Source organism: Rudaea sp. (genome assembly GCF_047601565.1).
GTDB lineage: Bacteria > Pseudomonadota > Gammaproteobacteria > Xanthomonadales > Rhodanobacteraceae > Rudaea.
The window spans coordinates 156956-168067 of the sequence record NZ_JASGIY010000002.1; the positions used below are offsets into that span (position 1 = coordinate 156956).

Annotated in this window: 11 protein-coding genes and 2 pseudogenes; 8 read left to right on the forward strand and 5 right to left on the reverse strand. The window is 67.2% G+C overall.

Annotation, left to right across the window (positions count from 1 at the left end; all coding sequences use genetic code 11):
• Nucleotides 1–20: 20 nt before the first annotated feature.
• Together pgeF and rluD are read right to left on the reverse strand one after the other, a co-directional pair.
• Nucleotides 21–786, reverse strand: a pseudogene (pgeF, locus tag QM741_RS18955) (peptidoglycan editing factor PgeF).
• Nucleotides 783–1754 carry a 23S rRNA pseudouridine(1911/1915/1917) synthase RluD gene (gene rluD, locus QM741_RS18960; protein ID WP_415209298.1) on the reverse strand — a complete coding sequence of 324 codons (972 nt, stop codon included), beginning with the start codon at nucleotides 1752–1754 and terminating at the stop codon, nucleotides 783–785. The pseudogene pgeF and the gene rluD overlap by 4 nt, the downstream one beginning before the upstream one ends.
• A gap of 97 nt (nucleotides 1755–1851) precedes the next feature.
• Between rluD and QM741_RS18965 the strand changes: the two genes are divergently transcribed.
• From QM741_RS18965 to QM741_RS18985, 5 genes and pseudogenes are all read left to right on the forward strand, one after another.
• Nucleotides 1852–2682 (forward strand): outer membrane protein assembly factor BamD, encoded by an 831-nt coding sequence (locus QM741_RS18965; protein ID WP_415209299.1) that lies wholly within the window; start codon nucleotides 1852–1854, stop codon nucleotides 2680–2682.
• A gap of 74 nt (nucleotides 2683–2756) precedes the next feature.
• A complete protein-coding gene (locus QM741_RS18970) occupies nucleotides 2757–3059 on the forward strand; it encodes a type II toxin-antitoxin system HigB family toxin (RefSeq protein ID WP_415209300.1) in 303 nt (100 codons plus the stop codon).
• Entirely contained in the window at nucleotides 3056–3415 is a 360-nt protein-coding gene (locus QM741_RS18975; RefSeq protein ID WP_415209301.1) for a helix-turn-helix domain-containing protein, read from the forward strand. The genes QM741_RS18970 and QM741_RS18975 overlap by 4 nt, the downstream gene beginning before the upstream one ends.
• 269 nt (nucleotides 3416–3684) lie before the next feature.
• Nucleotides 3685–3861 (forward strand): hypothetical protein, encoded by a 177-nt coding sequence (locus QM741_RS18980; protein WP_415209302.1) that lies wholly within the window; start codon nucleotides 3685–3687, stop codon nucleotides 3859–3861.
• A gap of 34 nt (nucleotides 3862–3895) precedes the next feature.
• Nucleotides 3896–4180, forward strand: a pseudogene (locus tag QM741_RS18985) (type II toxin-antitoxin system YafQ family toxin); the annotation flags it as partial.
• Nucleotides 4181–4372: 192 nt separating this feature from the next.
• On the opposite strand, the gene QM741_RS18990 reads toward QM741_RS18985, so the two are convergent.
• Both QM741_RS18990 and QM741_RS18995 read right to left on the reverse strand, forming a co-directional pair.
• Complete coding sequence (locus QM741_RS18990) at nucleotides 4373–5164, reverse strand: NRDE family protein (protein ID WP_415209303.1); 792 nt, start codon at nucleotides 5162–5164, stop codon at nucleotides 4373–4375.
• Entirely contained in the window at nucleotides 5116–5424 is a 309-nt protein-coding gene (locus QM741_RS18995) for a hypothetical protein (protein WP_415209304.1), read from the reverse strand. The genes QM741_RS18990 and QM741_RS18995 overlap by 49 nt, the downstream gene beginning before the upstream one ends.
• Nucleotides 5425–5447: 23 nt before the next feature.
• Between QM741_RS18995 and QM741_RS19000 the strand changes: the two genes are divergently transcribed.
• The 3 genes from QM741_RS19000 to QM741_RS19010 all read left to right on the forward strand — a co-directional run bounded on the left by QM741_RS19000 (nucleotide 5448) and on the right by QM741_RS19010 (nucleotide 8543).
• A complete protein-coding gene (locus tag QM741_RS19000) occupies nucleotides 5448–7412 on the forward strand; it encodes a M61 family metallopeptidase (protein ID WP_415209305.1) in 1965 nt (654 codons plus the stop codon).
• Between the two features lie 162 nt (nucleotides 7413–7574).
• Nucleotides 7575–8030, forward strand: a complete 456-nt coding sequence (locus QM741_RS19005; protein ID WP_415209306.1) for a cupin domain-containing protein — start codon at nucleotides 7575–7577, stop codon at nucleotides 8028–8030.
• Between the two features lie 132 nt (nucleotides 8031–8162).
• The gene (locus QM741_RS19010) at nucleotides 8163–8543 is read left to right on the forward strand and encodes a VOC family protein (protein WP_415209307.1); all 381 of its coding nucleotides are present in this window, start codon (nucleotides 8163–8165) and stop codon (nucleotides 8541–8543) included.
• A 20-nt stretch (nucleotides 8544–8563) separates the two neighbouring features.
• Here QM741_RS19010 and QM741_RS19015 read toward each other — a convergent pair.
• A partial coding sequence (locus tag QM741_RS19015; protein WP_415209308.1) for a protein kinase domain-containing protein occupies nucleotides 8564–11112 on the reverse strand: 2549 nt, incomplete at its 5' end.

The window sequence follows — 11112 nt, forward strand, 5'->3', positions numbered from 1 at the left end:
TTTCCCCGCTCATCGCGCCGTCATTCCCGATCGATCCAGACCAGACTGGCGAAACGCCCCGTGCGCGACGCGCGGCGATACGAATAGAAACGCGCATCGGCGAACGTGTCGAAACCGCCACCGTAAACGCGCATCACGCCGAGCGCGGCAAGCAAGCCGGCGGCGCGCGAGCGCGCAGAGGTCGCAATGCCAATGGCCGGGCCACGTCGGCGCGAACGCATCGGCAGCGCGCGCATCGACGGCGAGAAACGCCTCGCACACTTCGATGCCGACTTCATACGATGCCGCGCCGATCGCCGGCCCCGGCCAGACGAGCAGGCGTTCGCGCGGCGTGCGCAGCGTTTCGATGCAGCGCTCGATCACGCCCGCGGCGAGCCCGCGCCCGCGCCAACCGGCGTGGATCGCGGCGATTTCGCCGCCGTCGTCCGCGCAGACGAGCTGCGGCAGGCAATCGGCCGTGAGCACAGCGAGCACGACGCCGGCTTCGCGCGCGATCGACGCATGGGCCTCGACGGCTTTCGCTTCCTCCATCGACGAAGCAGAATGGAATTCGACGACGCGCGTGCCGTGCACCTGCCGCAGCCAGCGCGGCGCGCCGGGCAGATCGAGCAGACGTAACGCCGCGCGGTTCGAAGCGACGGCCGCGGCCTCGTCGCCGCAACGCGCGCCGGGATTGAACGCCTCGAACGGCGGCGACGCACCGGCGATTTCCCGCGTCGTCGTTGCCGCACGCACGCGCGCCGGCGCGGGCCAGTCGCGGACGAGAATGGCGGATCGCGCGTTCACCGCGCCGCCGATCCGGCATCGTCGCGCAGCGCGCGCACGAGCGCGGCGAAATCCTCCGGCGCCTCGACGCTCACGCTGACGAGTTCGCCGCTGACCGGATGCGCGAATTCGAGCTTCTCCGCATGCAGCGCCTGACGTTTGAATCCGCGCAGCGTTTCGATCAACTCATCGGTCGCGCCCTTGGGCAATTTCAGGCCGCCGCCATACTGCGCGTCGCCGACGAGCGGATGCTTTGCGTGCGCCATGTGCACGCGAATCTGGTGCGTGCGCCCGGTTTCGAGCCGGCATTCGATCAGCGTGTGCGCGCGAAAACGCTCGCGCACGCGGTAGTGCGTCAGCGCGGGCCTGCCCGCCGGTTCGTCGACGACGGCCTGCTTCAGACGATCGCGCGGATGGCGGCCGATCGGCGCATCGACGCTGCCGCCGGCGATCATCGGCCCGAGCACGACGGCGACGTATTGCCGATGCACGTCGCGCTCCTGCAGCGCTCCGACCAACTTCGTGCGCGCGCGCAGCGAGCGCGCGACCACCATCACGCCCGAGGTGTCCTTGTCGAGCCGGTGGACGATGCCCGCGCGCGGGATTTCGGCCAGCCTCGCATCGAAATGCAGCAGCGCGTTCTGCAGCGTGCCGGCGCTCTGGCCCGCGCCCGGATGCACGACGAGTCCGGCCGGCTTGTTGATCACGAGCAGGTCGGCGTCCTCGTAGCGCACGTCGAGCGCGATTTCCTCGGGCTTCATCGGCACTTCCTGCTCCTGCCGCGCGCGCAGCGAGACGATCTCGCCGCCGTCGACGGTCTGGCGCGGCAGCGCACGCGCGCCGTCGAGCAGCAAGTCGCCCGCGCGGATCCATTCGGCCAGCCGCGAGCGCGAATAGTCGGGGAACATTCGCGCCACGGCCTGGTCGAGGCGCAGGCCCGCGGCGCTGTCGGGAATCGGCAAGGTCTGGACTTCGCTGGAATTTTCCATGCTGAATCGAATCTGGCTGCAATCGCGCCCGAGTTCCGGGGCGCAGGGGGTTTGGGCTATTATCGCCGCTCTCGCCGACTTGCGGCTTCCGTCCCCCATGCGAATTTCCTCGATGCGCCTGTCGCTGCCCGCCAAAATCCTGATCCTGCTGCTGCTCGCCGTCTTCGCCGTGGGCTGCCATCGCGAGAAAAAGCAAGACGAAACCGAGATACTCCCGGTCGATCAGATGTACTCGACCGCGAAAGAAGCGCTGATGCAGGGCAACGAGGGCAAGGCGATCCGCTACTACCAGCGCCTGATCGCGCGTTTCCCGTTCGGCGCGTACACCGAACAGGCGCAGCTCGAACTCGCCTTCGCCCAGTACAAGGACGGCAAGGAAGACGAGGCGCTGTCGACGATCAACCGCTTCATCAAGACCTATCCGACGCAGAAGAACATCGCCTACGCCTACTATCTGCGCGGCATCGTCAACTTCGACCGCGACCGCGGCTTCCTCGCCAACTGGGCCAACCAGGATCCGACCAAGCGCGAGATGGCGAGCACGCTGCAATCGTTCGAGGACTTCGGCGAACTGGTCACCAAGTTCCCCGACAGCCGCTACACGCCCGACGCGCGCCAGCGCATGATCTACCTGCGCGACAATCTCTCGCGCGCCCAGGTCGACGTCGCCCGGTACTACTACAAGCGCGCCGCCTACGTCGCCGCTATCAACCGTTGCCGCGACATCCTCGAACGCTTCGACCGCACCCCCGCCGCGGGCGACGCGCTCGCGATCATGGTGCTGTCCTACAAGGCTCTCGGCCAGGACAAGCTGGCCAGCGACAGCGAGCGCGTGCTCAAGCTCAACTACCCCGACCACCCGTACTTCGCCGGCCATTGGCCCGACTACGGCCACTGGTGGATGCGGCTGGTGCCGTTCCACGGCTGAGCCGGCCTCACCCGCGGGATGGGGATGCAGGAGCGCACTTGCCATAGTCCCAAAATGGGACTACACTGCCCGCCGTGAAGGTCATTGCCGTCAGCACGCTGAGGGAATTCTGGATCAAGCATCCAGACAGTGAACAACCCCTCAAAGCTTGGCATGACGAAGCCAAAACCGCTCGCTGGAGCAAGCCGCAGGACGTCAAGAACGCCTTTGCAAGCGCGAGCCTTATCGGCAAAAACCGCGTGGTGTTCAACATCAAGGGCAACGACTACCGCCTGATCGTCGCCGTTGCCCGGCGGCACGAAGCGGTCTACATCAAATTCATCGGCACGCATGCCGAGTACGATAAAGTCGATGCCGCGACCGTGGAGGCAGCATGAACATTCATCCTATCCGCAACAAGACCGATTACAAACACGCTTTGCGCGAATTGTCCGCCTATTTCGACGACGAACCCTCGCCAGGCACAGCAGAAGGGGATCGTTTCGAAATCCTGCTGACTCTGGTGGAAGCCTACGAAGCTAAGCTTTTTCCCATCGAAGCGCCCGATCCAGTCGAAGCGATCAAGTTCCGCATGGAGCAAGGCGGATTGACCGTGAAGGATCTGGTCCCATCCATCGGCCAGCCGAACCGTGTTTACGAGATACTCAATCGCAAGCGCGACCTCACGATCGAAATGATCCGCAACCTGCACCGGAATCTCGGCATCCCTGCGGAAAGCCTCATCGGTGTGTGAGCGGCCTATTTCGCCCGCAGGGCAAAGTCCAATGCCGGCACGAGTTCGGCCTGCCGCCGAGTGCCCGTCTTTAGCGAGCAGCACGCGTAGCTGGCTGCGCACCGTGTGCAGCGAAACACCGGGAATTTCCGCAGATTCTTTTGGCGAAAACGCTGAACCGATAGGCGGCTAAATGGTGACCCCGTTTTGGTTCTTGCGGTAACCGTTCTTGCGTTACAATCGCGGCAGACTCGCAGCGGAGAGCCGGCCATGAGTACCAGACAGTGGAATTGCCCGCGCGCGTTGTCGAGCAGTTGAAAGCCGCTACCGGCAAGCGCTCCGCGCGCGCCGCCATCGTGGAAATTGCGCGCGAACACGAATACGTCTTGCGCGGCAACGGCGACAAGATGTTTGCCAACACCGTAACCGCAGGCCGATACCTGGACGCCAAGTTCAAGCGCAAATGAGCCAAGGCGCATGAGCTGAAAGCTCGTCTTTCGCAAGCGTTTCGAGCGCGACCTCGAACGGCTGCATGACTTGCGAGGCACAGCGTTCGATCTGGAAGTCCTGAAATACGCACCGACCTTTCTGGCCGATGGCCTACCGCCACCCGCCGGATTCGGCGACCACGCTTTGGTGGACGACTGGGCGCATCGCCCCGAGTTCCATCTTGCAGGAGACGACCTGGTGATTTATCTGCTGAAACCGCGCCTGCGCGAAGTGATTTTATTGCGTGCGGGCACACACAAGCAGCTCTTCACAAAGCGCGGGCGTCGAAAACGCTGACCGCGAGAGGCCCACCCGCTAAGCGAGGCAGACCATGTTGACGTATCCCGCAGTCATCGTCCCCGACGGCGATGGTTTTTCGCGTCCTTTCCGGATATCCCCGAAGCGCTCACGCAATGCGAAACGCGCGAGGAAGCCTGAAGTTACCCCTATTTCGCAGGTTGCGTATCCGCTACGAACGGTTGCCTTGCCTCAGAAATCGATCGCCGATTCCGCCGGCGCGCGCGCATGCGCGTCGTAACGGCGCTCGCGCAGCGCGAATCCGCCGCCGCCGCGCGCATAGGCGAGCGTGCTCGCGCGCGTGCCGTAGGCTTCGCCGCGCACGCTCGTCGGCATGACGAAGATCGAAGCGAGGCGCCGTTCGAGGTCGAGGCCGATGCCCGTGTCGGGCAGGTCCGCGTCGTCCGGGCGCGCATCGTCGTGGAGCAGGTCGAGGAATGCGCCATCCTCCACTTTTCCACTTCGCAACAGACGGGAGAATTGCTCATGCAGCCGCCGCATCTTTGGCCACTCGTCCCCGGGCGAGCCGTTGCTGAAGGCGTGTACGCCGTCGTCGAGCCGACGCACGGCGCCGTCGATGCTGCTGACGAAATGCGCGCCGCTCGCGTCGCCGACGACGAGGTTGAACGGCGCGTACGCCGCGCGTTCGCGCGCGACGGCCGCGGCGTAGTCCACCGCCGGCGCGCGCCCGGCGACGAACTCGCCCACCAGCGCGCCGCGCGAACGCGGCGCCGTCGGCGCCTCGGGCCGACGCACGTTGGTGACCGCGGCATAGCGGCCGTTGCGATGCACGGCAAGCCACGAGCCGCCGGCCGCCAGGTCGCGCCCGCCGAACACCCCGGGCGCATCGCTCCACTGCTGCGCCGGCGCGGTCGGACGCGCGTGGAATTCGTCGCGGTTGCCGAGCAGCAGCCAAGGCCGGCCGGGGACGGCGTTCAGCGCGAGCAGCAGCAGGCACACGGCAGCGACGGCGGAATGGCGCAAATGTCGATCGCAGCGCGATCGATTCGTTGGCAAAGAGCCTGCACGGCGGAAACGTAGCCGATGCGCCTCGATGTTGCAAGCGCGATCGGCGTGGTCCCTGCGGGATTTCCGGCCTGAATCCATGCGCCGCTTCCCGGCCGGTCCGCCCCGGTCCGGGCCACCCCGGTCCGGGCCACCCCGGTCCGGGCCACCCCGGTTTCCGCCTGCACTCCGGTTTTCGTGCCTTGCACGCCGCTTTCGGTGCTAGATTTGAGAAACATCGTTTCAACCGTCGGAGTCCTTCATGCCTTTCATTTCTCTTGCCGGCGCGCCGGCGGGTTCGCGCCGTGCCGTTGCGGGTTTCGTCGTGGCCGTATCGACGCTGCTGGCAGCGGCTGCCGCGGGTGCGCAGGAGTCGCGCAGCGATCAGGTACCGCCGCAGGACACGCCGTATCCCGGCACCGTCGCCATCCATGTCGATGCCAGCGACACGGCACAGGGAATCTTTCGCGTACACGAGACGATTCCGGTCGCGGCCGGCCCGCTGACCTTGCTGTATCCGCAGTGGATTCCCGGCGCTCACTCGCCGAGCGGCCCGATCGCCATGCTCGCGGGCCTGCGGCTCGGCGCCGGCGGCAAGCCGCTGATGTGGAAACGCGACAAGTACAACGTGTACGCATTCCATGTCGACGTGCCCGCGGGCGTGTCTTCGATCGACGCGGATTTCCAGTACCTCTCCAGCCGCGACGACGGCTTCGAGATCACCGATCGCATGATGGACATGTCATGGAGCTCGATGGCGCTGTACCCGGCCGGCTATTTTTCGCGCGACATCACCTTCGCCCCGAGCGTGACGCTGGCGCACGGCTGGCAATTCGGCACGGCGCTGGAACGTGCCGATCGAGATCGGGCGTCGCAATCGGGCGATACCGTCACCTTCAAGCCGGTGACGTTCAACAATCTGGTCGACTCGCCGATCTACGCGGGCCAATATTTCAAGCGCGTCGATCTCAATCCGGGCGGCGCAACGCCGGTGCATCTGGACATCGTCGCCGATGCGCCGAAATACCTGGAGATGACGCCCGAGCAGTTGAACGCGCATCGCGCGCTGGTGACGCAGGCGGTGAAGCTGTTCGGCTCGCATCATTACGACCACTACGATTTTCTGTTCTCGCTGTCGGACGTGCTGGGCGGCAACGGCACCGAGCACCACCAGTCCAGCGAAGACGGCCTGGACGCCGACTACTTCACCGCATGGAGCGACAACGCGCCCGGCCGCGACCTGCTCGCCCACGAGTACACGCATTCGTGGAACGGCAAGTTCCGCCGCCCGGCCGATCTGTGGACGCCGAATTTCAACGTGCCGATGGGCGATTCGCTGTTGTGGGTGTACGAGGGCCAGACACAGTACTGGGGTTATGTGCTGACCGCGCGCGCCGGCCTGTGGACGCCGCAGCAGTTCCGCGACGCGCTGGCGATGACGGCGGCCAACTACGAGCGCAACCGCCCCGGTTTCCAGTGGCGCACGCTGGAAGACACCACCAACGACGCGACCGCCGCGCACCGCATGGGCCTGCCGTACCGCAGTTGGCAGATGAGCGAGGATTACTACAGCGGCGGCCAGATGATGTGGCTCGACGTGGACGCCATGCTGCGCGCCCTGACCCGCGACAAGAAATCGCTCGACGATTTCGCGCACGCGTTCTTCGGCGTCGACGACGGCAGCTACGTGACCAAGACCTACACCTTCGACGACGTGGCGGCGGCGTTGAACGGCGTGGCCGCCTACGATTGGGCGGGTTTCCTGCGCGCGCGCGTAGCCACGCTCGATCCGCCGCTTCAGGACGGCCTCGCCGCGACCGGCTGGAAGCTGGTCTACACCGATCAGCAGAGCGATTACGAGAAACAGTACGACAGCCGGCACGAACCGGCCCGCCATCTCTACAACTTCGCGTGGTCGATCGGCCTGACCTTGAACGACAAGAACGAGGTCAACGACGTGCGCTGGAACGGACCGGCCTTCAAGGCCGGCATCAGCACCGGCGCGACCCTGATCGCCGTGAACGGCGAGGCTTGCACGAACGAGGCGCTCAAGGCCGCGATCGCGGCGGCCAAAGGCGGCAAGGCGCCCATCCAACTGCTGCTGAAATACCAGGGCGGCTACCGCACGGTGCCGGTGGATTACCACGACGGCTTGCAGTATCCGCATCTGGTGCGCATCGAGGGCACGCCGGACTACCTCGGCGAGATCATCGCGGCGCGCAAGTGAGGCGCGCTGAACGGAAGAAAAGGCGCTGCGTTTCCGGCCCTGTTTTGCCCACCGCCGGCCGCCCCGCCTGTCCTTTCGCGGTTGCGCCAACATGCTACGCATCGCGATGGCGCCCATTTGCAATCAAGCCATTCTGCCCGGACCCCACCAAGGAACCAGCGCATGCCCAAGATTGACCTCGCCGCGGTTCCCGTTCGCAAGGGTTCGGGCTATCCGGCGCCGTTCGATTCGCCCTGCGCGGACCGCACTCGCCGCCGTCTGGGCAATGCGGCCGGGCTTCGCGACTTCGGCGTCAACCTGATGACCTTGCCACCCGGCGGCTGGTCGAGTCAACGCCACTGGCATAGCGACGAGGACGAGTTCGTCTATGTGCTCGAGGGCGAACTGACCCTCGTCGAGGACGAGGGCGAAACCTTGCTGCGCGCCGGAGAGTGCGCCGCCTTTCCGAAGAATACCGGCAATGGCCACCATCTGAAGAACCGGTCTTCGACCACGGCCGTCTATCTGGAAGTGGGCTCGCGCATGCCGAACGACATCACCACATGTTCGGACGTCGACATGATGAGCTCCAATGCCGATGGCAGGTTCACGCGAAAAGACGGCACTTCTCATCCGTAAGCCAAAGAGTCCGCGAGTCGAGCTTGCAATTCGAACCTTGTAACCCTGGCAGACAGTAAGACGGCAGCGACCACTTGGCTCGAACGCTGGCAGAGCGCAGGATAAGCACTTGTCGATCCTTGGAGTAGAACGATGAAGCGCGTGACTGGCATCGGCGGCATCTTCTTCAAATCGCCGGACCCAAAGCGTTTGAGCGCCTGGTATCGCGATCACCTCGGTCTGGACGTAGCCGACTGGGGTGGAGCGATATTCCAGTGGGGTGGTCCCGATGGCCCGGCTGGAATGACCATCTGGAGCCCCTTTGCCCAGGATACGACCAAGATGGAGCCGAGCTCCGCCTCCTTCATGGTCAACTTCCGCGTCGCGGATCTGGACGCGCTCCTCGCCGCATTGCGCACCGAAGGCTGCACCGTCATCGACAACACGGACCCGTCGGAATTCGGCAAGTTCGCCTGGGTGATCGATCCCGACGGCAACAAGATCGAGCTCTGGGAACCGCCGGCAGGCCAGTAAGCCGCGCCGCAATCCGGCGCCTATCCACCCGCCGGCATGCTCTCGATCCTGGCTTCGAGCGCGGCGCTGCGCGGATTCGCCGGGCTCAACTGGCGCGCGGCGTTGAGCGCGCGCAGCGCGTCGTTGCGCCGGCCTTCGCCGACGAAATGGTCGGCCTGGTCGAAATAGGCCTCGCCCAGCCGCGCGCGCAACCCGACCAGCGCCGGGTTGCCGGGGTCGGTGTCGGCGATCGCGTCGAGATAGCCGCGCGCGCTGTTCGGCTTGCCCGCATCGATCGACTGGTCGAACAGCGCGCGGGCGCGCGGCGCGATGCGCTTCAATCCCTCCATCGCGCGCGTATTGTTGCCGTCGATGCCGAGCACGGCGCGGTATTGGTCGTAGGCGCCGCCGGGGTCCATCAGATTGCCGGAGGCAAGCGCGCGGTCGGCGCCGGCGAGCATGTCTTCGATGCGCGCGCGCTCGGCGAGGCTGGGTTCCCTGGCCTGCTGCGCGATGTCTTCGCTCTCGCGCGCGTCGCGCAGGCGCGCGCGCAGGCGGCGCACGTCGTCGCTGTTGCCGGCCAGCGCTTCGGCCTGGCGCAGCGCGGCTTCGGCGGCGTCGGGCTTGTCCGCGTCGAGCTGCGCGGCGGCCTGCGCGGCCCAGGCAAGGCCGACCTTGCGCAAGCCCGCCTTCGCCGCCGCGCTGCCGGCATCGTTCTTGAGCGCGGCGGCGAACAGCGCCTGCGCGCCGTCGGCGCCCGCGAGCCGGCCTTCGGCGAGCGCGCGTTCGGCGCGATCGAGCGTTTGCGTCTGCGCTTGCGCGGCGGCGGCGCGCCGTTGCGCGAGTTGGCTGCGCAATTCGGGAATCGCCGCGTGGTCGGGCGCGAGTTCGGCGAGCTGTTCGATGCGCTGGCCGGCCAGGTCGACGTCGCCCTGCGCCAGCGCCTCGCGCGCGAGCCGCGCCTGCGCCGCGGCCACCTTGTCGAGGCCGTGGCGCGCGACCGCCGCGTCGCCCGGGTCGGCATCGAGGATCTGCCGGTACAACGCCGCCGCGCCGTCCACGCCGGTCAACTTCCGCGCGGCGAGCGCGGCGTCAGCGCGCGCGAGCAGGTCTTCGGCCTGCGTGCCGCGCGCCTGCGCGGCGTCGATGGCGGTTTTCAGCTCCTCGACTTGCGCGCCGCCACCGAGCACGTCGTTGGCGGCGTCGAGGTTCGCGTGCGCCGCGGCGAAATCGCGCTTCTGCAGTGCCGCGCGCGCATCGGCGAGCAGGCGCTGGCCGACCTGGTCGAGGCCCTGGCGCGCGCGATCGTCGTCGGGATCCTGCGCGCGCACGGTCTGGAACAGTTCGCGCGCGCCGCCCGCGCCGAGCAGGCGGCCGTCGGCGAGCGCCTGCTGCGCGCGTGCGAGCGTCTCGTTGTTCGCGGTACTCGGAACGAGCGCGCGCAGGCGGTCCTGCCAATGCCATGCCGCCGCGCCGAGCGCGGCCAACATCAAGGCGATGGCCAGCGGCGCGAGCCAGCCGCGCTTGTGCTTCGCGCGCTTCGCCGCGCCGCGTGGCGCGCGCCCGACCACGCGATAGCTGCCGGTTTCACCGAGATCGTCGAGCCGGCCCAGCGCCGGATCGACGCGGTGATGCAGCGCGGCCACGGGCGTGGTCGGGCGCAGCGGCGCGCGGTCGGCTGCGTCGTCGCCGCGCGCCTCGGAGCGGAATTCGGTGGCGCGCGACTCGCCGGCATCGGCGGCGTCCGTGAGCTGCGGATAGTCGCCCGCGGCGATCCCGCGCTCGATGCGCTCGATCGCGTCGGCGAGCTGCCGGCCGTTCTGGTAGCGGTCGTCGGGCTGCTTGGCGAGCATGCGCGCGAGCAGGGGCTGCAGCACGGCGAGGCGCTCGGGCAGCACCGGCACCGGTTCGGTGATGTGCATGATGCCGACCGCGAGCGAGTCCTCGGCATGGTACGGCACGCGGCCGAGCAGCATCTCATACAGGACGACGCCGAGGCTGTAGAGGTCGGCGCGGCCGTCGACCGCCTTGCCGCGCGCCTGCTCGGGGCTCATGTAGTGCGGCGTGCCGATCACCGCGCCGGTGCGGGTCATGCGCGTGGCCGAGTTCGCGGCGCGCGCGATGCCGAAGTCGGTCAGCGCGGAGGAGCCGTCCTCGCGCAGCAGGATGTTGTCGGGCTTGACGTCGCGATGGACGAAGCCTTTCGCGTGCGCGTAGTCGAGCGCGAGCGCGATCTCGCGGGTGACGCGCAGCGCGAACGCGAGCGGCCGCGACGAACCGTCGCGCGGCAGCACCGGGCCGCCGCCCAGGTATTCCATCGCGATGTAGTTGTAGTCGCCGCTGCGCGCCACGTCGTGGATGCCGACGACGTGGCGATGGTGCAGCTTCGCCGCGATGCGCGCCTCGCGCAGGAAACGCTCGGAGAAATCCGCATCGGCCAGCAGCGCCGGCGACATGACCTTGAGCGCCACCTCGCGCTGCACCGATTCCTGCGTGGCCAGGTACACCGTCGCCATGCCGCCGCGGCCGAGCTGGCGCAGGATGTGGTAGCCGGGAATTTCGATCAAGGGTTCATCCCGCTGCTCGTGCA